This window comes from Rhodococcus sp. LW-XY12 (assembly GCF_019317345.1).
Classification (GTDB): Bacteria; Actinomycetota; Actinomycetes; order Mycobacteriales; family Mycobacteriaceae; genus Rhodococcus; species Rhodococcus pyridinivorans.
Genome location: NZ_CP079226.1, coordinates 44194 through 63584, shown reverse-complemented (window position 1 = coordinate 63584; position 19391 = coordinate 44194). Strand labels below are relative to the sequence as shown.

The 19391-nt window shown below is 65.8% G+C and carries 21 protein-coding genes and 1 pseudogene; 7 read left to right on the top strand and 15 right to left on the bottom strand.

Translation table 11 applies throughout. The features are described 5' to 3' along the window. The first annotated feature begins 147 nt into the window (after positions 1-147). The 5 genes and pseudogenes from istA (at position 148) to KXC42_RS24570 (ending at position 4870) form a co-directional block, all read left to right on the top strand. Positions 148-1709, top strand: a pseudogene (gene istA, locus KXC42_RS24590) (IS21 family transposase). Continuing rightward, complete coding sequence (locus KXC42_RS24585; RefSeq protein WP_064257509.1) at positions 1706-2458, top strand: ATP-binding protein; 753 nt, start codon at positions 1706-1708, stop codon at positions 2456-2458. The pseudogene istA and the gene KXC42_RS24585 overlap by 4 nt, the downstream one beginning before the upstream one ends. A 193-nt stretch (positions 2459-2651) precedes the next feature. After that, positions 2652-3491 carry a hypothetical protein gene (locus KXC42_RS24580; RefSeq protein WP_219130571.1) on the top strand — a complete coding sequence of 280 codons (840 nt, stop codon included), beginning with the start codon at positions 2652-2654 and terminating at the stop codon, positions 3489-3491. Continuing rightward, positions 3488-4282, top strand: a complete 795-nt coding sequence (istB, locus tag KXC42_RS24575; protein ID WP_064257511.1) for an IS21-like element helper ATPase IstB — start codon at positions 3488-3490, stop codon at positions 4280-4282. Before KXC42_RS24580 ends, istB begins: the two co-directional genes overlap by 4 nt. A gap of 207 nt (positions 4283-4489) precedes the next feature. After that, a complete protein-coding gene (locus KXC42_RS24570) occupies positions 4490-4870 on the top strand; it encodes a hypothetical protein (protein ID WP_156665538.1) in 381 nt (126 codons plus the stop codon). A 44-nt stretch (positions 4871-4914) separates the two neighbouring features. On the opposite strand, the gene KXC42_RS24565 is transcribed toward KXC42_RS24570, so the two are convergent. From KXC42_RS24565 to KXC42_RS24515, 11 genes are all read right to left on the bottom strand, one after another. Continuing rightward, the gene (locus KXC42_RS24565; RefSeq protein ID WP_219130570.1) at positions 4915-5715 is read right to left on the bottom strand and encodes an IclR family transcriptional regulator; all 801 of its coding nucleotides are present in this window, start codon (positions 5713-5715) and stop codon (positions 4915-4917) included. A gap of 46 nt (positions 5716-5761) precedes the next feature. Then, a complete protein-coding gene (locus KXC42_RS24560) occupies positions 5762-6511 on the bottom strand; it encodes a class II aldolase/adducin family protein (protein ID WP_219130569.1) in 750 nt (249 codons plus the stop codon). Next, a complete protein-coding gene (locus KXC42_RS24555) occupies positions 6508-7743 on the bottom strand; it encodes an NAD(P)/FAD-dependent oxidoreductase (protein WP_219130568.1) in 1236 nt (411 codons plus the stop codon). Before KXC42_RS24555 ends, KXC42_RS24560 begins: the two co-directional genes overlap by 4 nt. Then, complete coding sequence (locus tag KXC42_RS24550) at positions 7740-7937, bottom strand: ferredoxin (RefSeq protein ID WP_006897055.1); 198 nt, start codon at positions 7935-7937, stop codon at positions 7740-7742. Before KXC42_RS24550 ends, KXC42_RS24555 begins: the two co-directional genes overlap by 4 nt. Positions 7938-7985: 48 nt before the next feature. Further along, positions 7986-8291: a hypothetical protein gene (locus KXC42_RS24545; protein WP_006897056.1), complete on the bottom strand. Its 306-nt coding sequence runs from the start codon at positions 8289-8291 to the stop codon at positions 7986-7988. Beyond that, positions 8288-8899, bottom strand: coding sequence for a 3-phenylpropionate/cinnamic acid dioxygenase subunit beta (locus KXC42_RS24540; RefSeq protein ID WP_006897057.1), 612 nt, complete (start codon positions 8897-8899; stop codon positions 8288-8290). The genes KXC42_RS24545 and KXC42_RS24540 overlap by 4 nt, the downstream gene beginning before the upstream one ends. Positions 8900-8901: 2 nt before the next feature. Continuing rightward, complete coding sequence (locus KXC42_RS24535) at positions 8902-10365, bottom strand: Rieske 2Fe-2S domain-containing protein (protein ID WP_219130567.1); 1464 nt, start codon at positions 10363-10365, stop codon at positions 8902-8904. A 138-nt stretch (positions 10366-10503) separates the two neighbouring features. Continuing rightward, on the bottom strand, positions 10504-11370 hold the full coding sequence (locus KXC42_RS24530; protein ID WP_219130585.1) for an aldo/keto reductase: 867 nt from the start codon (positions 11368-11370) through the stop codon (positions 10504-10506). 444 nt (positions 11371-11814) lie between these two features. Further along, entirely contained in the window at positions 11815-12729 is a 915-nt protein-coding gene (locus KXC42_RS24525) for an alpha/beta fold hydrolase (protein WP_195692260.1), read from the bottom strand. Between the two features lie 16 nt (positions 12730-12745). Continuing rightward, positions 12746-13468, bottom strand: coding sequence for an alpha/beta fold hydrolase (locus KXC42_RS24520; RefSeq protein ID WP_219130566.1), 723 nt, complete (start codon positions 13466-13468; stop codon positions 12746-12748). Positions 13469-13629: 161 nt separating this feature from the next. Continuing rightward, positions 13630-13983, bottom strand: coding sequence for an IclR family transcriptional regulator (locus KXC42_RS24515; protein WP_229382131.1), 354 nt, complete (start codon positions 13981-13983; stop codon positions 13630-13632). Between KXC42_RS24515 and KXC42_RS27655 the strand changes: the two genes are divergently transcribed. Next, the gene (locus KXC42_RS27655; protein ID WP_024476682.1) at positions 13961-14410 is read left to right on the top strand and encodes an aldo/keto reductase; all 450 of its coding nucleotides are present in this window, start codon (positions 13961-13963) and stop codon (positions 14408-14410) included. The two genes, KXC42_RS24515 and KXC42_RS27655, sit on opposite strands and share 23 nt — an antisense overlap. Before the next feature lie 37 nt (positions 14411-14447). Continuing rightward, positions 14448-14642, top strand: a complete 195-nt coding sequence (locus KXC42_RS27650) for a hypothetical protein (protein WP_120298671.1) — start codon at positions 14448-14450, stop codon at positions 14640-14642. A gap of 154 nt (positions 14643-14796) precedes the next feature. On the opposite strand, the gene KXC42_RS24505 is transcribed toward KXC42_RS27650, so the two are convergent. The 4 genes from KXC42_RS24505 to mobF form a co-directional block, all read right to left on the bottom strand. Beyond that, positions 14797-15222 (bottom strand): hypothetical protein, encoded by a 426-nt coding sequence (locus tag KXC42_RS24505; RefSeq protein WP_231734932.1) that lies wholly within the window; start codon positions 15220-15222, stop codon positions 14797-14799. Positions 15223-15266: 44 nt separating this feature from the next. Continuing rightward, positions 15267-15584 (bottom strand): type II toxin-antitoxin system RelE/ParE family toxin, encoded by a 318-nt coding sequence (locus KXC42_RS24500; protein WP_024476684.1) that lies wholly within the window; start codon positions 15582-15584, stop codon positions 15267-15269. Next, positions 15581-15817: an addiction module protein gene (locus KXC42_RS24495; RefSeq protein WP_024476685.1), complete on the bottom strand. Its 237-nt coding sequence runs from the start codon at positions 15815-15817 to the stop codon at positions 15581-15583. Before KXC42_RS24495 ends, KXC42_RS24500 begins: the two co-directional genes overlap by 4 nt. Before the next feature lie 103 nt (positions 15818-15920). Beyond that, the gene (gene mobF / locus KXC42_RS24490; RefSeq protein WP_024476686.1) at positions 15921-19376 is read right to left on the bottom strand and encodes a MobF family relaxase; all 3456 of its coding nucleotides are present in this window, start codon (positions 19374-19376) and stop codon (positions 15921-15923) included. Positions 19377-19391: the final 15 nt, after the last annotated feature.

The following is a 19391-nucleotide window of genomic DNA, read 5'->3' as shown; positions in this document are numbered from 1 at the left end:
ACTGGGGTCCACCGGTATTGCCTCCGGGGGCCAGTGGCCGGGATCGCGAATATTGCGCTTGGGGGCCAGCAGTAGCGCCCGTGGGGGCCACCCGCTTCTAGGCTCCTTCCGCCGCGTGTATAGGGCACGCGGCGGAAGGAGCAATCCGTGACTGTACGGAAGATCAGGGCGAAGCTCGTGTTGCAGCTTCGCGCCGAAGGCCTGTCCGGGGGGCAATTGCCGCCTCGCAGGGCATGTCCCGCAAGAGCATCACCGCGGTGCTGGAGGCCGCCGATGCGACCGAGACGAGCTGGGACGACGTCGCCGAGCTGACCGATGAGCGGGTGTACGCCCGCCTGTTCCCGGGGCGCGGTGAGCACGAGAGCGTGTTCGCCCAGCCGGACTGGGAGCAGGTCCACCGCGAGATGGCCCGGGTCGGGGTCACGCTCAAGCTGCTGCACGGCGAGTACACCGACCGCTGCGCCCACGCGAAAGCGCCGGCGATGGGATATGACCGGTGGTGCAAGACCTACCAGCGACACGTGATGGTGACCGGCGCCGCCTCCCGCGTGGGGCACAAGGCCGGCCAGACGGTCGAGGTCGACTGGTCCGGCCCCACGATGGAGGTGACTGACCCGGTCACCGGGGCGACGCGGAAGGTGTATCTGTTCGTGGCGTGCCTGCCGTTCAGCCGGTACGCGTTCGTCTGGCCCAGCACCGACATGCAGCAGGACGCGTGGCTTCGGGCTCACGTGGCGATGTTCGACGCCATCGGCGGGTCGGTACCGCGGATCGTGTGCGACAACCTCAAGACCGGCGTGGTCAAGCACCCCCGCGACGGCGAGATCGTCCTCAACGACGCCTACCGGGAGATGGCCGCCCACTACTCCGCAGCCGTTCTGCCAGGCCGGATACGGCGCCCGAAGGACAAGGCGAGCACCGAGAACACCGTGGCGCACGTGGCGACCTGGGTGATCGCCGGCCTGCGGGACCGGACGTTTCACACGGTGCCCGAACTGGCCGAGGCGATCGGTGAGCGGATGGACGCCTAAAACCGCGAACCATTCCAGAAACGCCCCGGCTCGAGACTGAGCGTGTTCACCGCCGAGGAGCGGCCGCTACTCACGCCGCTGCCCGCGGTGGCGTTCGAGATCAGCCGGTGGCTCTACGGCCGCCGGGTCGGCCGCAACGGGCACGTGGTGTTCGAGCGCAACTTCTACTCCGCCCCGCTGGCCCACATCGGTACCAAGGTCGATGTGCGGATCACCGCCCGCACGCTGGAGATCTACCGCGGCACCGAGCGGATCTCCAGCCACCTGCTGCTCCCAGCTGGAGCCGCCGGGCAGTACCGCACCAACGACGCCGACCTGCCGGCCGGCCGCCAGTACCAACAGTGGGATGCACCCCGGGTACGGGAGTGGGCCGAGCGGGTGGGGCCAGCGGCGGTCATCGTGATCAACCGGATCTTCGAATCCGTACCCGTCGACGAACAGGGCCTCGACGCCGCCCTGGCGGTGCTGCGCCTTTCGCGGCGGTTCTCAGCCGAGCGCGTCGAAGCCGCCTGCGCCCTGGCGCTGACCGGGCCCGTGCGCTCGCCCCGCTACGCGCATATCCACCCGATCCTGGCCACCGGCCAAGACAAGACCGCCGCCCTACAGCCACGCACGAAGCCCGAACAGGCCGGCGGGTACGTCCGCGGCGCCGACTACTACGCCAGGAGCACCCGATGAGCAGCATCGATAGCGAGACCAAGCGCAAGCTCCGCGAGATGGGCGCCCAGCCACTGCTCGAGGCGATCGAAGCGCAACACGACGACCACGTGGTCGGCATGAACTTCGGCGAGCGCCTGCAGCTGGTCGTCGACCACGCCCACGAGAGCTTCAACCACTCCAAGATCGACGGACTCATCCGCCGGGCCAACCTGCGCTACCCAGCAGCCGATCTGCGGCGCGTGGACCTGGTCGAGGAACGCGGCCTGGACCGCGCCGTCCTCGCGCAGCTGGCCACCTGCTCGTTCATCCAGCGCCAACAGAACGTCGTCTTCCAGGGCTTCACCGGCTCGGGCAAGTCCTACCTCGGCTGTGCCCTGGCCAAGCAGGCATGCCAGCACCGCTTCCGGGCGCACTACATCCGAATGCCCGACCTCGAAGAAGCCTGGGCCCTGGCCAAAGGCCGACCCCAAGGCCAGAACAAATTCCTCAAAAAGTACGCCGCGTTCTCCCTGCTGGTGATCGACGAATGGCTCCTAGACCACCCCGACGAGACGATCAGCAGAATGCTCCTCGAGCTCCTTGAACGACGCTACGACACCGGGTCGACCGTGTTCTGCACCCAGTATTCCAAGAAGGACTGGCACCAGCGCCTGGGCTCCGGAGTACACGCCGACGCCGTCATGGACCGCATCGTGCACAACACCATCTGGATCGACACCGGCACCCACAACATGCGCGAGCATGCGGCCGCTGCCGGGAGTCAGTAAATAATCCCCGAGACGGGGCCGGTGGTCCCCACAGACGCGATCACCGGCCCCCAACGGCAATACTGCTGGCCCCCAAACGCAATATCCGATGGCCCCCAAGCCTCCAAATACTCACAAGCCCGGCGATACGACGCAGTGCGATCTGTGGTTCCCGAAGACGCTGATTCCGCTGGGCGCAGGTCAGAGTGCTCAGATGCCGGTGTTGGTGATGACGCTGGCGTTCTCGAGGTACATCTCGGCGACGATGATCCCCTCCCGGATGGCCGGGGACATCCTGGCCGGCATGTGGCTGCTGCTGGGCCAGCTCGGGGCTGTATCCCATCGCCTGTGGTGGGACCGGGAATCGGCGATCGCGACCTCGGCGGGCAAGCCGACGGTCGATGCCGCGGCGTTCGCCGGGACATTGTCGTCGAAGCTGGTCATTGCCCCGCCGCGGGACCCAGAGTTCAAGGGGATGGTCGAACGACACAACGGCTACCTCGGCCAGTCGTTCATGGCGGGCCGGACCTTCACCGGCCCCGAGGACTTCAATGGCCAGCTCACCGAGTGGCTGGAAACAGCCAACTCGCGCACCGTGCGAGTGTTGGGAGCTCGACCCGTCGACGCACTAGTCGAGGACCGGGCCCGGATGCTCGCCCTTCCGCCGGTCGCACCGACCACGGGCCTGCGCACGACGGTGAGACTGGCGCGGGACTACTACGTCCGTATCGACTCGGTGGACTACTCAGTCGACCCCCGCGTGATCGGTCGCCTGGTCGAGGTAGTCGCCAGCCTGCATACGGTGACGGTGAACTGCGCGGGCGCCCTGGTGGCTGAGCACCGCCGCAGCTGGTCCCGCCGCGGGACGGTCACCAACCCCGAGCATGTGGAGCTGGCAAAGCAACTGCGCGTGGACTACTGGCAGCGGACCCGCGAGCAACCACCGATGAGTTCGTTCACTGATCCGGTGGTGCGCCCGCTGCGCGACTACGACGACCTCTACGACGTCGACTTCGCCGGGAACGCAGCATTGGATTCGGAGGTGTCGGCATGAGCGAAGACGCCTCGTCCCAGGTCGCCTACGCAGCCCGGGTGCTCAAGACCCCGACCATCTCGGGCGTGTTCGCCGACCTCGCCGATACCGCCCGTAGGCAGGGCTGGACCTACGAGGAGTACCTGGCCGCAGTCTTGGGCCGCCAGGTCGCCGACCGAGAGGCCTCCGGCATCCAGGTCCGCACGCGAGCGGCACACTTCCCGCAGGTCAAGACGCTCGAGGACTTCAATGTCGACCATCAGCCCACCTTGCGCAAAGACGTGCTCGCGCACTTAGCGACGAGCACTTACATCGGCAAGGCCGACAACGTAGTCCTGCTCGGGCCGCCCGGAGTGGGCAAGACCCACCTGGCGATCGCCCTCGGATACAAGGCGATCGCCGCCGGCTACGCCGTGCAGTTCGACACCGCCGTCGGCTGGCTCGCCAGGCTTCAGGCCGCGCACGCCGAGAACCGCCTAGAGGCCGAGCTGCGCAAGTTGCGCCGCTACAAGCTGCTCATCATCGACGAGGTCGGCTACATCCCGTTCGACTCCGACGCCGCCAACCTGTTCTTCCAGCTCGTGGCTCACCGCTACGAGCAGGGCTCGATCCTGGTGACCTCGAACATGCCATTCGGCCGCTGGGGCGAGATCTTCGCCGACGACATCGTCGCCGCCGCGATGATCGACCGTCTCGTCCACCACGCCGAGGTCCTCACCCTCGGCGGCCAGTCCTACCGGACCAAAGCACGACGAGACCTCATGACCGCACAGACCAACAACCAGAGGGGTCAGAATTCGCCCGTCACATAGGGGTCAATTTTCACCCGCCGTTGACAACGTTCAACACATTGCACGGGCCATACGTGCCCGTTCGCCGCCGCTATGATCGGCGACCGCAACGGGGAGTTCAACGCACACAAGGGGACCCGCTCCCGTGCGGCCCCTCAGCGGGGGCACGTTCGATTTCCGAAGCGGGGCGTGCGTCCCCGCGCCTCACCGCTACAGCAAACCTCCGGCGTGTCAGCACTTTCTCTGATCCAGACAGCACTCATCGTCTGCGCCGTCGGGCTTTCACTCATGGCGATCCCCACCACCTGGAGCTACGTGGTAGGTGTCCTGCTAGCGGTGGGCCTGGGGTGGGGGTGGCCAGGTCTGGTGCACTTCCTCATCTCGCACATGGCGCCTGGGGCCACCGCAGCGGCCACCGACATTGTCCAGACCGGCACGTACATCGGCAATACCATCGGCCCCATGCTCACCGGGGTGGCCCTTAGCCTCGGTAACTCGACACTGACCTGGGCGATGCTCGTCACTATGGCAACCGTCGCCGTGGTCATTTCCTTCTTCTTCGGGCTCCGACTGCGGAGAATCGACTCTCTAGAATCGCCGCTGAGCTGAGGTGGTCCTGTCCACAGCACCACCGTCACTGGCCGTCGAGATCCTTAAACGAGCAAGTTCTGGATTTCTTTGGCGGCTGTCTGGAGCATAGCTCCGAGTTCTGTGCGGAGTTGTTCAGTCATGCGGTGAGCGGGCACGGATACATTGATCCCGTAGTATCCTCCGCTCGGGCTGGTGATGGGAACAGCGACTGACATGACGCCGTCTTCGCTTTCTTCCTGGCTCGTTGAGTATTCGGTTTGCCGAATCGTTTCGAGGGCACGCTCCAGATCGGAACGGGAAATGATAGATCCCTTGGTGAGACCCGGGAGCTCCTCATACGGGTACAGGGCATGCAGTTGTTCCGTGGTGAGTAGGCTCAGCATTGCTTTGCCCGTTGCAGTGCAGTTGGCGGGAAGCATCGCACCTTGACGTGAGGCAACGCGGACGGCGCGTTGACTTTCGATGGCCTCCAGAAAGTGTGTGTTCGAGCCTTTGAGCTCGGCAAAGTGCACCGTCTCTCCGGTTGCCTCGAATACCCTTTCCATTGCTGGACGAATTAGCGTTCCGATGTCGACGTGGCGCCGTATGGCGAAGGCGATGGAGCTGAGTGCTTGTCCGGGTTCGTACGCTTTGGTCTGAGGGTTCTGCCGTACGAAACCTCGGTAGAGGAGCATCCCCATGAGGCGATGGGCCGTGGATGACGCCACTCCGAGGTACTTGCTGGCATCGGTGAGCCGGATGCTCGGCCGAGTCTCGAAGAGCAGCAACAATCGGAGTGCGTTGTCGACGGATTCGATGGGGTACTGCGGAGGAGGGCCGTATCTGGAGTCGTCCTCCGCCCGTGATGCGGACATGAGCTTCATGTTACTGACCGGGGGTTCAGTCTCTGTCCGGCTAGGGCGCAGGCCGTCAACGAGGCTCACCAAGTCGTGCGAGTTCATGTCTCCAGGCAGTCTCTGTGTTGAATGCTCCTCCGAGGTCGGGCAGTTCGGCCATATCGGCGTCGGGCAGGTCGACGAGGTGCCCACCAGCCGAAGTCACTTGCAGTGCCAACCCGGACAGGCCGTCCACGCTGATGGCCTGGAGAACTGCTTGCTCGACGGTTTCGGCCGCGCTGGTGAGGCCGTGGCCCCGCAGCACAACAACGGGCCTTGTTCCCATAGCATCGGCCATTTCGGTGGCGAGCCGACGGTCGCGGATGAGTACTCCGCGGGGATAGACGGGCACCCCGTTGGCGGCGAGGCGGGCTCCGGGAATGTCGTACGCCCCTACGATGGGGCGTACTGCAAGCCCTGCCAGGTCGGCGGCAACCACTCGCGGGGGATGGGCGTGAACGACAGCCCGGATGTCTGGGCGGCGCCGGAAGAGCTCGGTGTGCAGCGGCAGTTCGTTGGGGACCGTGTACCCGTCCGCGAGCTCGCCGTCGGCGGCGGGATTGCCGTCGAGGTCCACCATGCGGATGTCTTCGGCTTGCGTATACGCCAGTCCGCGTTCGTACGGGCCGCGACAGCGCACCAGCAATGTGCTGTCGGTAATTTTCAGGCTGATGTGACCCAAGATTCCATCTGCAAGGCCCCGATGGGCCAAGACCCGGCAGGCGAGGGCGATACGTTCCCGGGTGACGCTCTCGGTCTGGGGCAGCAAGTTCCCGGGTGTCATGACGCCCTCCTCGCCGGTGGCTCCAACTGGGGTTCGAGCTTGGCGCGCAGATCCTGCACCGTGATGCCCCTGGCCATGCCCAGACGGCAGGCAATGAGGGCTTTGGGCCAGTTCACGATGGCTGCGCCCCGGACGGTGGTGCCGTCGATGGTGTAGAGGGCGGCGAACTTGCCGTGGACCTGCGGGTGTCCGATGAGGACGTGGTCGACATTGCCTCCGACGCGTCCCACGACCTGGATCTTCCAGTCGTGCTGGTCGCTCCACACGTATTCAATGGGCGTGTAGGCGCGCGGCTGTTCCGGATGGATGATGTTGTAGGCCACGCATGCGGCCTGTTCCACCGCGTTAGTCCAGTGCTCGGTCCTGACGTCCTCGCCGTGCTTCTGGTGGCGCCAGCGGGCTACGTCGCCGACGGCGTACACGTTCGCAGCGTCGAGGGCTTGACAGTACTCGTTGAGCACGACCCCGTTGTCCACCAGCAGGCCAGATGCGCTGAGCCAGGAGTCATTGGGGATGACGCCAATACCGATCAGCACGGTGGCCGCCTGAACGCTCTCACCGTTGGTCAGGTGGAGGGAGAAGTTGCCCTCCTCGCCTTCGATAGCTTCCACTCCGGTGCCGAACATGGTGTTGACCCCGTTGTCCTGGTGAAGGTCTGCGAACCACTGGCCGATCTCAGGGTTAAAGAGGCGGCTCATGGGCACGGGCACCGGGTCGATGACGGTGACCTCCAATCCCAGGCCGCGGGCGGTGGCTGCCGCTTCGGCGCCGATGAACCCTGCCCCGATGACGGCCAGCGCCCCACCCCGGAGAAGGTCCCCACGTAGTTCGCGGGCGTCCTCAAGGGTGCGCAGCACGTGAATCCCTGGAGACTGGCCCCAGGGAGAGGGCCGGGGTGATGCTCCGGTGGCAATGACGAGGTTGTCGTAATGAAGGGGGTCATGCCCTTCAAGCTTCAGCAGGTTCTCGGCGACGTCTAAACCGACAGCGCGGTGTCCCAGCAGGAGTTGGATGTCCTCGGCATCGGCCTGCTCCTGTGTCAGCAGCCGGATAGAGTCCTCGTCGGCGGATCCCGCAAGAACGGATTTCGACAATGGCGGCTTATCGTAGGGAAGTTCGGTCTCTTCTCCCACGAGGATGATCTCCCCCTTATAGCCTTCCAGCCGGAGGGACTGCGCGGTGCGCACCCCGGCAATGGAGGACCCGACGACGACGACGGTGCCCGGGCTCATGCGTCCTCTACCACCAGTGCGGAGACCGGGCAGCTGCGCGCGGCTTCGGTGACGCGGGCGCGGTCGGCTTCGGGGACTTCGGTCTGGAGCAGCACGACGATCCCGTCGTCGTCCAGGTCGAAGTAGTCAGAGGCTCCGACGACGCAGTTCGCGTACCCCTGACAGGCCTGCAGATCGGCTTTTACAACGGGCATGGTCGAACTCCTTAGCTTGAGACGGTGGTGCTCTGGCGGTTGGGGTGTTTATTCGTCTTCGGCCACGAGCGGCCCGAAAGGGTGGCCGATCATGGCCGAGAACGTGGCCGGGGCCTGCCAGGTCAGGGACTCCAGTTCCAGCGGGCAGAGCGTTACCCACTGGCCCGAACGAGGAGATTGAATCATCAGCCGCGAACCGTTGCGGGTCTCGATGCGGGTGACCTGGACCTCCGAGAACTCGTTAGCGATCACGATCGGCTTGCCGGTGACGTGCTCTTCGAGCCGGCGGCGTTCCTCGGTGGCCTGGATCGCCGCGAGGCGGTCTTCCTCCTCGCCTTCCCATTCCAGTTTCACAGGAAGATCGCCAGGTTCTGCATGCGGATGACCGACTCGTCGACCATGATGGTGCGACGGGCCAGCTCCCACCCGGACCCGGATGAGGTACGGCGGAGGAGATCCTCGCGTCCTGCCGAGACAGTGGAGGACTCCCCGACGTCACCACGGCTGCGGAAGAGAAGAACCGCCGAGTCCACGATGATCTCTTGCGGGTCGGGGGTGCGGAAGGTGCGCACGTTGGTGATGTAGTGGCGCAGCCGCGACGGCGGATCTTCGGTCCACGCGTGCTCGGTGGCGAAGCGTGCCACGCGGCGACTGAGCGAGTACTTGTTCTCGTCCCAGTGCGCCATCCCCGGTGAGGTGGAGTATCCGGCGCCCAGGGCAGTGGTGACGCGGACGGGCATGAGATAGTGCACGTCATCGGCGATCCGGGAGAGCCACTCGTCGTAGTCCTGGGCGTCCAACAGGTACGCCTCATCGACCAGCCAACGATGCGCCTCCAGGTGAAGTTCATCGTTGAAAGGCAGGGTCTGCCCCGTCCGCTGAGTACGCGGGGCGTGGGCTCCCAGCGCCGATTGTTCGGACAGCGTCAAGTTCTCGTTCTCGTGTGCCGTTCCAACACTCATGATCAGACCTCCTCGTGAAGGGTTGCTGCGGGCGCGGTCTCTGCGCTGCCGCAGGCCGGGCGGGCGGGCCCCGATCCGGCGGCCGGTGGCGCTTGCACCGGGTCCGAGCCCACGTGCACCTGCGCTGCGGCTTCTACCGGACGTTCGAGGTGATCGGCCCACCGGCGCAACAACTCCCGCTGGTTGTACTCGCTGTAGCCGACACGGGTGGCGCCGGGTCCCGAGTATTCCTCGGGGGACAGGGCCTCGACGACGTTCTCGCCGTTCTCGAGCATGCCCATCCGGCTGTTGAGCAGCAGACGCCGTGCCATGGAGCCGGCGGCAGTATTGGTGAGGGACACCCAGTTCTCGACGTCGTCCTGCTCGAACATGCCGCCACTGCCGAAGCACATGAGATACGCCTTGTAGGAAAGCGCTTTGTACTCCTCCGGCGCGTTCTTGTCGACGGCGAACCACGAGAGGACTTCCGTCTCGTTCTCGCTGATCGGCTGCCACACGCGGATGGAAATGAAGGGGAGCACCTCGTCGGAGCCCTCTTCGACCCGCGGCCAGTTATGGACGAAGCTCATGTTCGGGAACAGTGAGGCCGCCGAGATCATGAACCCGTCCTTGCCGACCACGTCGAGCTGCTCCTGGGTCCACTGCTCCTTCATCCGGGCGATCATCTCGTCCGGGTAGCCCACGTAGCGCAGGCGCTCCTCCAGGCCACCTTCGGGCAGCTTGTAAGTGGTGCCGCCACCGTTGCCAGCCCAGTACGTGGTGCCGTCCTTGCGCTTCTCCGCCTTGGGCTCGCGGAAGAGGCCGATCTCCACCACCGAGGTGTGGGTCTGGGGCGTGTGGTACATGTCCCCGGCGAAGTTCTCGGCCCCGATCTTCCAGTTCGCCTTGACCCGCCAACGCTGAGGGCCACGCAGCTCGATGCCGTCCGCGCTCTGCTTCGTGTAGTAGTCCAGGTAGAACTTGAAGTCCCCCAGGAACTCCTCCAGGGGCTCGGCATCCGGGTCCATGCTGATGAAGATCAGACCGTTGTACGTGGCCAGCGAGGGAGCAGGCAACAGGGTCTGGCCCTTCTTCTTGAAGCCTTCCTCCCCGCCGTATGCCTCCTTGTGAAACGGCAGGCCAACGAGGCGCCCGTCGTTGCGGTAAGACCAACCGTGGTACGGGCAACGGAAGTGGGAGGCATTGCCCATCTCCGCCCGGCACACCTGCATGCCCCGGTGGAGGCACATGTTGAACAGGGCCCGGACCTCGCCCTGTTCGTCCCGAGAGATAATGAACGAGTCCTCGAGGACCCTGCGGACCACGTAGTCACCAGCCTCGGGGACCTCCGACTCGTGGGCGACGAACAGCCAGCTGCGGCTGAAGAGACGTTCCTTCTCGAGTTCGAAGAGCTCTTTGTCGTTGTAGATATGTGCAGGGATCATGCCCCGCCGTACGTCCTCGAGGACGCCGTGATGGTCTGCCATGGGAGAGCTCCTTCTCGATCATCGATCAGTCAGTCTGCAGAGCAGAGGTCCACTCTGTCGTGAAGAGGTTTCCGCATTTTGTGATCTACGTCAACCCCTCCCACTCTTCGTGCCAGGTACGGGTGGGTGCGGCAAGGGTCAGTGGCCGTTCTCGGGGGAGTCGGAGTCGCGGGCGGCGTTCTCTCCGCGGTCCAGCCTCGCCAGGGCGGCCATTTCCTCGGCAGTCAGGGAGAAATCGAACACCGAGATGTTCTCGACCAGCCATGCGGGTTTGGCGGCCTGCGGGATCGGGACGATTCCTTGCTGGACGTGCCAGCGGAGCAGAACCTGCGCCGGACTCTTTGCTGTCCGTTGCGCGATCTGCACCACGATGGGGTGGTCGCGCAGTCCCGATTCGCGACCAATAGGGCTCCAGGCTTCGGTGATGATGCCCAGGTCCTGGTGCACTGCCCGCGGGGGTAGCCGTGCGAGATCGGGGCTGAGCTGGATCTGGTTCACGTCGGGAACCACGCCGGTCGCGGCAATGACCTTCTCCAGATGGTCCGGCTTGAAATTGGAGACACCGATCGCTTTGACACGGCCTTCGTCCAAGAGCTTGACGAGGCCTCTCCATGCCTCGGTGTACTGGTCCAAGGCCGGCACGGGCCAGTGGCACATGAACATGTCCAGGTAGTCCAGGCCCAAGGCTTGGAGACTACGGTCGTAGGCCCGCTGCACACCGTCGACGCTGTGGGACTCCTTGTTGAACTTGCTGGAGACGAACAACTCTTCACGCGCAACGCCTGCCGTGCGGACACCGCGTCCCACCGCGTCTTCATTGCGGTACTGGAACGCGGTGTCGACGAGCCGGTAGCCGCTTCGAATGGCGTAGCGGACGGCCGTTTCGCACTCTTCCCCCACTAGTGGCCAGGTGCCCAGACCTAGATGCGGAATGCTATGCCCGTGCCTCAGGTGGAGCCTCGGGACCGTTGCGGGGTCATTGCTTGGATGGGTTTCCGTCGTCATGGATATCCTCTCGTCAAAATGTTTCCTGTCGCCGGAGGCAAGCAGCGCGAGCTTCAGGTCTTTGCCGGTCAGTCGACATCTTTGTTGGACCTCCAGGGGGTTGCGGCCGGGGTGATGATGAGCAGGCCCGCGGCCATCCTTATGCTCAGCCCGAACGTTCCGTTCGAGCTGCGAACCGATCGTCTCGATGCGTCGTGGCAGACGCCTCAGCTGTCCACCGATGACCTGGAGTTGCACGCGGCCGTCGGCGAACATCTCCCTTGAGTCCATCGCCAGACGTATGAAATGAGGAGTTCGAGCAAGGGCCCGATCGACCAAGTCGTAGTCGGCAACGAGCTGGCACAGCGTTCCCTCGAGTGACACGAAGGAAACGACTGGCGTTCTCCTCCGCTGTTGGGGACGTCGGGTCGGCTGAAATAATGGCCGGGACGATACGGTGGCGAGTCAGAGCGCCGTGATCCACCGCGCGATCTCGTCAGCGATCTCGTCGCTATTGTCTTCGACCATCAGCGAGTGGCCGTTCCCAGCGAGAAGAGGCAGTTCGGACGACCAGAAGGTGACGGCGGCGCCCTGATCGGTGAGCCAGGCCACGATGTCCTGATCCAGCTGCGAGGGGTGGTCGGTATCGGCTCCACCCGTGAAGACGAGAATCGGCTTGTTCGTGAACGCGTCGGTCGGCCCGATCCTCATTTGGCTCCCACCGATGTTCTGACGCTGATAAAGCATCCGGGCCGGGATCGGCCGAAGGGTGCGGCGGAACACCTCGATGCACTCGCGGGGGAACCGCCGGCTGGGTCCGATGGCCTTGTCGTTCACGAAGGCGCTTGTGGGTTCCCAGAAACCCATCTTCGGGATGGTCCAGTCGATGGCCGCTCCACGGATGGAGACCTCCTGGTCGGACTCCCTCACGATCTCGGGCACCGCCTGTATATTTCCAGGCGGGCCCGGAGCGACGGCTACGAGCCCGTCGATGAGATCGCCATGCGTCTCTAGGAGGCGGAAGCCAATCGGACCTGCCATCGAGTGCACGACCAGCACGACGTTCCGGCCGAGACCAGAGAGGAACACGCCCATCCCTCGGCACACGCTCTCATAGTCCAGCCGCGCAGACGCCGCACGATCATCGACGTGTTGGGCCGCCTCATAGGACAACCCCAGCCAGTCCACCACCAGCACACCGTAGCCAAGCGATACGAATCGTGCCGCCCAGCCCTGTCGGCCGTCGGGCGTCTCGAGATAGTACTCGTTCGAGGCACCACCCCCGTGCACGAGGACGATCCACCGAGCAGGCGCACCCGACGGCGCCAGTTCGGTGTACGAGATCGGCGCGACGTCGTCTGGGCGTGAAATCGAATCCATAGCTTCCCCAGGCCTGTTAGGCAATGACGGCGTCGAGGGCCCGTGCGAGCCTCTCCGGATGCGTGAGCATCACCAAATGGCTTCCGTCGATCTCGATCGTGCGCGGACTATCAAGCCGCCCGGCCGCGGCCTGGTAGATCTCAGCGGGAACGGCCTGGTCCTGAGCGAGGAACACATAACTTGACGGGATGCTGCTCGCCCAGAACCGGTCGAGGCGGATCGGCTCATCGGACCAGCCTGCCGGCGATGGGACGAGCCTCGGCTCGAGCGCGGCGAGCTGCTGCTGCTCGAACGGGGACATGTCCTGCATAGTCGCGGCCCAGAGCTCAGGCGGCATGACGATGGTGTTGTCGTCGGACTGACTCGCAAGCGCCTTCGTCGCTGCGACCAACGGATCGGGGAGCACGTCGTTAATGCTCTCGCCGTCGCGCAGCACCCAGGCGTCGACGAAGACGACCCGGCCGATGCGCTCGGGCATCGCCTCAGCGACGAGTTGGATGAGCGGACCTCCGCCGCTATGACCGACGAGCACGATGTCGAGCTGGGTGAGCTCTCTTACCTGATCGATCAGATCGCGCGCCATCATGCTCATCGTGACGCCGGAGCGGTCCACGTCACCGTCTTCGAGACCGCGCAGCGTCGGCGCGATCACCTCGTGCCCCATTCTGCGCAATTCGTCGGCGACGCCGTCCCACACCCAGCCGCCTACCCATCCGCCGTGCACCAGTACGATCTGCATTGATCATCCTCTTCGCATATTTATCTGCTGAGCAGAACTTGTTCCTAACTAGAAGACACAATAGCTTGCGCGGCGCCAACAGTCCAGCATGGCTCGAGCTCTCTTCAGAACGCGCCGAACGACCCCTGCACCAGGTCGCAGGGGAAAGAGACGACGAGCCTTCAGGAGGTCAGGTCGGCCAGACGTACGGCTGCCTCATCGAGGAGTGCGACGAGGGTCTTCACCTTGCGGGGAGGCAAGCGGAACACCGGGGCAGATGCGTTGATCGCCAACCGCAGCCCGCTCGCCGAGGGAACGGCCACGGCCACCGAGGCCACGCCCTCCTCGCTCTCCTCCCGGTTCGTTGCATAGCCCTGCTTCGCGACAAGATCCAGTTGTGCGAGGAGCTCGGTCTTGGTACGGATCGACTGCGGAGTCACCTGTGAGAGTTGCTCGTCGGGGTAGAGACGGTCCAATTGTTCTCGCGGGAGCTGCGCCAGGAGAACCTTTCCCGTGGAGGTGCAATGGGCCGGCATCTCCTTGCCCAACCGTGAAGCGACTCGCACCGCCGTCGTCGGTTCCGCGACCGGGGTCGTGCCCGACGTGAACCAGATCCAGCTCAGCCCCGACATCGCCCGTACCGTTCCTCGACGCGCGCACGAGGTGCTCGGTATCGTGACCGAGAGCTGGAGCCCGCTCGGCCGCGGGCCCGAGCTGCGGGAGAACCCGACGATCGTGCAGATCGCGGCGGACGTCGGACGAACGGCGGCACAGGTGGTGCTCCGCTGGCACGTGCAGCAGGGCCTCGTGCCGGTGCCGAGATCGTCAGACCCCAAACGCCTGGTCGAGAACCTCTCGGTCTTCGACTTCCGCCTTAGCACCGACCAGATGGCCACGCTTGCGTCCCTCGACAACGGCGAAGCCGCCGCGCGGGACTCTGACCTGCCCGAGAACGGTCATTAGTCCACCAAGAACACCAAAATCGTCACCGATCTGGTAAATTCAGCGCGCTCTGGAGACGCAGCAGAACGCCTCGCGCGGCTCCTGGACATTCGACTACACGCAGGACCGGCTCTCCGCCATCATGCGCTGCACACACGACCGCTGCCTCGAGACCGCCGACGAATACGGCTCGCCAGGCTTGCCCGGTGGACTTCGGCGACTGCGCGAAGCAACTGACCGGCGGCGAAGGTGATGGCTCGAACGTAGGCGCGATCTGCCTTGCTCGCCTCACCTTCGGCTCGCTCGACAGCCGCGTCCAAACCATCGCGAAGTCGCGTGCACTGCAGATGGCGGCGAGGGAGAGAGTAAGTTCTGCAGTGTGCCCGATCGGGAACAGGGGGTGGGCTTTAGTACCCCTGCCCGAATTCGCGAAGTCTGGGCCACAGATCGCCGCCGACAACGCCGAAGACCCCTACGTCCGCCAGCATGCCGCCGAAGCCCTGCTTGAGATCAACGAAGACCGGAAAGTCAACGGCCGCTACCTCGCCGTCAAGACCCGACAGAACCTCGCCCGCCTCACCGACTTCGCCGAACACACCCGTCGGTTTCCCTGCCTCTTCCGCCTCGATCAACGCCACCTGTGCACCCCTATCAGCGGGAGCGAGGGTCTCGGGAAGCTTCTCAAGCCGACGGGCAACTCGCTCGGCAGTGCTTGCGAATCGGCGGTACGGACGACCCAACTGTTCGCTCGTGTTGGGGTCCTGGCCGTGCCCCATGAGACGGCGGAGCTGCTCCTCGCTGACCTCACCACCGGGTTCGACGGCGCCAGAAATGTACGCGAGACCCGATCCGAGCCATGAGCCCGGCGGCGTGCTGTTCAGTCGTTCAGCCGGTGGAGCCAGTAGCCGGGTTCGCGGCGCTCGTGGGCGTAGGCGAGGATCAGGATCGTGTCCGGCTCCACCGTGTAGACGATGCGGTACGGGTATCCGCGAACGGCCTTGCTGCGGATCACGGTGCCATCGTCAGCGGTCGTGAATGGTGGGGCGGCGTTCGGCCATTGGTCGAGGTCTTTCCGGGCTTGCCTTGCTCGGTCGATGAGCGCAAGGCCGATCCCTGGCTCCTGGTCTTCGTACCAGCGCACGGCGGCGTCGAACTCCGCGACGGCCTCGGGGTGCTCTCGCTGGGCCAAGGTCATGCGGTGAGCAAGGCGCGCAAACGCTCGTAGTGCTCGTCGGCATCCACCAGATCGACCGCACCTTCACGCACCTCGGCCAGTCGCCGGGTAGCCTCGGCACGCCAGGCTGCATCGACCTCGCTCTCGTCGTCTGCATCATGGAGGCTTTCGAGCAGGGCGTTAGCGACGACCGCGCGCTGATCGGCGTCGAGCGCGAGGCCGTCTCGGATCAGAGTTGCGGTGTCGGGTGTCATGTATTCAAGTGTACGTCGAACGGCCGACAATCGCGCTGGGCGTCTGTGGCTCGGGTTGCGGGGCTGCTGTGAACGTCACGCCGACGCGACGTGCTGCTGATGCTCATAGGCCGCGTGCTGGCCCGTCATGTCGCGGGTCGTTGCGCCGCGGGTCGCGTTCGGTCGGCTCGCGGAGTTGCCGTTCGCGTTCGGCGAGTGCTTGCTGCCTTGCTTCGTGCTCGGCGCGGGTGGTTTCGATCCGTGCGGCGGCGTCGCGGATCGGTAGCGCGCGGAGGTAGTCGGCCTCGGCTCGGAGCGCGGTGGCTTGCTGGTGCGCCTGTCCTGCTTGCTGTGCTGGGTTCGGCAGTCGCATCCCGACCCGGTGGCGCATCACCGCCTGCGGCCCGTACTCGCTGACCAGCAACGCCCGGCGTTCCTGCTCGTGCCGCTGCCGCAACTCGTCACGGTCGGCTCGCGCGGCCTCGACGTGCTGGGCGGCGTCGATCACGCGGGGATCGGCCTCGGCGCGACGCTCGGCCTGTCGTGCCGCCCACTCGGGCAGGGTGTCGGTGGTGCGGGGTGGTTCGCCCCATGTTTCGCGCACCCGTGCCCGAACCGTCCGGGTGTGCTCGCTCGTCTGGCGGTGCTCCGCGCGGGCCTTGCGCCTGCCGAGCCTGCCGACGGTGGCGAGTCGGCTGCTTGCGGCGGCCTCGCGCTCGACAGCATCGAGATAGGTGGTGCCGTCTGCCTCGGCCTGCACCGTCAACGGTTCCGCGATTTCGGCACGGATGCGCGCCGCCTCGTCCTCGGCGTGGCGGAGCACGTCGGCGTGCTCGTCGTCCTCGGTCTTGTGTGTTGCGCGCTGGGCGTCGAACCTGGCAGCGGTCTGCTCCCAGCGTTCCGCCGCACGTTCGGCTCGTTCGGCTTCGGCGGTGAGGCGGGCGAGTTCTTCGGTGATGAGCTGCACGGGGCCATCGCTGACGAGGCCTTGCACGGCGTCGATGGCTTGGGCGGTGGCGTGGTCGAGGCCACGGTCTGCCGGGTCGCGTTCCATCGCCTCAACGAACCGCGCCCGCGCATCCGCCATATCAGCGGCGACGACGTGGAGTTGGTTCTGTTGGCGGCCTCTCGTCATGCCGACGTAGACGCCTGCCGCGCTCGTCGCCTCCGACAAGGCCGTGTGGGAGGCATCGACGGTTGCGCCTTGGACGCCGTAGGCGGTCGCGGCATACGACAGGTGCGCCCACTCGCTCACGTACTCGGCGGGGAGGGCGACGGTGCGGCTGTGCTTGCCTCCGCCGCTGACTTCGCGGGCGTAGACGCTGCCCTCGTCGGTCACATGCTGCACGATCCATTGCTGCCGGTTTGCCACGCCGAGGTCGCTGCTGTTCTTCCGGGTCTGGATCAGGTCGCCAGCGCCGATGCTCAGCCCGTCGCTGCCGGTCGTCGTCATAGTGTCGTCGACCTCGCCGCGCTCGACCCGCCCGGCGCGGATGTGCTCGTTCAGCTCGGTGGCCTCGTCGTTGGTGGCGACGGTGATCGCTTCGCCGTCGTGGGCGTGGGCGGTGATGTGCTCGCGGGCCGCTTCCTCGTCGGCATGCAAGGTCACGAGGCCCATCGTGGCGAGTCGGTCGAACACGTCGCCGGGGTGCTCCCGGTCACGCATGACCAACGTCAACGCCGCATACTCGGCATCGGTGAACCTGTGGAGTTCGGTCATGTCGTAGGTACGGCCACGAATCTGGGCGGCCATGTCGAGCACCCCGCCGCGCCCGACCGCCGGGAGCTGCGCCCGGTCGCCCACGAACGCGACCGACGCGCCTGCCTCGGCGGTGACGGTCAGCAGAGCGAGGGCGGTGTCCTGGTCGAGCATCCCCGCTTCGTCCACGATCACCCGCTCACCCCGCGACAGCACGGCGTCGTTTGGTGGGCCGGTGTAGATGTTCCCGGTTGCAGGGTCGGTGTCGCCGGGTGCGAGGCGTGTCCATACGCCGTCCTCGTTCCACCGCCACCCATGCGCATACACGAGCGCCGCGACGGAGGTTGCGGGCACGCCGAGTTCTTCGTGGGCGACCTGCGCCGCACGCAACGTCGGCGCAACCACCCGCGAGGATCGCCCGTGCTCGGCTGCAACCTCGATGGCGACGCCGAGCATGGTGGTCTTGCCTGCGCCCGCCGCGCCCTCGACAATCACGAGCGGGTTGGTCGAGGCGACGGCAGCGGCGGCCACGGTCTGCCCGGTGTCGAGTCCGGCGGCTTGCGCAGCGTCGGTCACGTCGGGGTGCTTCGGCTCCCGTTCCGGCGTCGCGGCGGTGAGTTGGTCGCGGAGTGCGGTCTCGGCGGCGACGACGCCAAGGCTGGTGAGGTGGGCGACGTGCTCGGGTTGCACCATGCCCGGCGGCAGCACCGAGAAACAATCCGAGGCGGCGAGTCCGGTGGCGAGGTCGATGAACTCGCGCAACTCCGCCGGGGTCGCTTGCACGCCTGCCTCGGTGGTGATGCGGGTGACGTGCTCTCGCACGGTGTGCGGTGTCCAGGTCGATGCAGCCGCCGCGCAGCGATCCAGCGCACGACTGGCGACCTGTTGCACGCTGAGGTCATCCAGCGATGCCGGCGCAACGGTGTCGGGGTGCTGCAAGCTCTCGGGGTGGTAGCCGGCGTCTCGGAGTTCCTGCTGCCACCACTGCTCGTTCTTCAAGTCCGCCGGTTTCTTGCCGGGCCGCTGGAACGCCCACGCCGCGTCCTGCATCCGAGCGGTCAACACCGGGCCGGGCGTCTCGCCGGGATGCTTCGCTTGCCACTCGGCCTCCATGCGTTCCAGGTTGCGTCTGATCTGCGCCGACCGCTTCGACATGACGGCGTTGAACGGCTCCAACTCCACAACCTCACCGCTTACGGGGTCGAGGGTCAGGCCATGCTCGGAGAGCGTGGCGGCGAGCTGGGGGTGCGCGGCGATCACCGCCGTACCGAGAGCACGGATCGCGCCCTGCTGCTGGAACAACGCCGCCGTGGTCAGCGCCCGCCACTTCCCGCCCGCCCACACCCTCGTGCCAATCTGGAAATGGATATGCCGGTGCGGATCACCCGCACGACTCGTCTTGTGCGTGATCGCGACGGTCTGCATGTGCTCGACCGGCAGCACCTCCTGCGCGCCGCGCGGCCCCGCCAACGTGACCGAATGCTGACCAAGGAAGTGCTGAATCTCCCGCGCCGCATCCCGCTGCGTCGCGTCCAACGCCTCGGACACGTCCGGGTGGAGTGCGGCGGCGACCGACAGGCTCTTCGGCGCGTTGATCGTCATCTCCGCGAACAACGGCGACCCCCGACGCACCTTGCCCGGCTTGCGCGGGGTACCCATCGACTCCCCGGTGTCCGGGTTCACCCAATCGACCCAGGCTTCGTACTCATCCGCCGACAGCGACCGAGCAGCGGTGACCTCGCCGGTCGCGTCGATCACGGCGTACTCGGCCACGGCCTGGTCTGCGCCGAGGTAGTACTCGTCAGCGCGGGAGCGGTCGGCCTCGACATAGGCGCGCGCGGCAGCACCGCTGCCGTGGAACAGCTTCACTCCACCCTTCACTCTGGCCTCCCTCAC

Coding starts and splice junctions, on each gene's coding strand:
- KXC42_RS24585 (WP_064257509.1), top strand. CDS start 1,706: ATGAGCAGCATCGATAGCGAGACCAAGCGCAAGCTCCGCGAGATGGGC.
- KXC42_RS24580 (WP_219130571.1), top strand. CDS start 2,652: ATGCCGGTGTTGGTGATGACGCTGGCGTTCTCGAGGTACATCTCGGCG.
- istB (WP_064257511.1), top strand. CDS start 3,488: ATGAGCGAAGACGCCTCGTCCCAGGTCGCCTACGCAGCCCGGGTGCTC.
- KXC42_RS24565 (WP_219130570.1), bottom strand. CDS start 5,715: ATGAAGCTCATGTCCGCATCACGGGCGGAGGACGACTCCAGATACGGC.
- KXC42_RS24560 (WP_219130569.1), bottom strand. CDS start 6,511: ATGACACCCGGGAACTTGCTGCCCCAGACCGAGAGCGTCACCCGGGAA.
- KXC42_RS24555 (WP_219130568.1), bottom strand. CDS start 7,743: ATGAGCCCGGGCACCGTCGTCGTCGTCGGGTCCTCCATTGCCGGGGTG.
- KXC42_RS24550 (WP_006897055.1), bottom strand. CDS start 7,937: ATGCCCGTTGTAAAAGCCGATCTGCAGGCCTGTCAGGGGTACGCGAAC.
- KXC42_RS24540 (WP_006897057.1), bottom strand. CDS start 8,899: ATGAGTGTTGGAACGGCACACGAGAACGAGAACTTGACGCTGTCCGAA.
- KXC42_RS24535 (WP_219130567.1), bottom strand. CDS start 10,365: ATGGCAGACCATCACGGCGTCCTCGAGGACGTACGGCGGGGCATGATC.
- KXC42_RS24530 (WP_219130585.1), bottom strand. CDS start 11,370: ATGACGACGGAAACCCATCCAAGCAATGACCCCGCAACGGTCCCGAGG.
- KXC42_RS24525 (WP_195692260.1), bottom strand. CDS start 12,729: ATGGATTCGATTTCACGCCCAGACGACGTCGCGCCGATCTCGTACACC.
- KXC42_RS24520 (WP_219130566.1), bottom strand. CDS start 13,468: ATGCAGATCGTACTGGTGCACGGCGGATGGGTAGGCGGCTGGGTGTGG.
- KXC42_RS24515 (WP_229382131.1), bottom strand. CDS start 13,983: ATGCCGGCCCATTGCACCTCCACGGGAAAGGTTCTCCTGGCGCAGCTC.
- KXC42_RS24500 (WP_024476684.1), bottom strand. CDS start 15,584: ATGACCTTGGCCCAGCGAGAGCACCCCGAGGCCGTCGCGGAGTTCGAC.
- KXC42_RS24495 (WP_024476685.1), bottom strand. CDS start 15,817: ATGACACCCGACACCGCAACTCTGATCCGAGACGGCCTCGCGCTCGAC.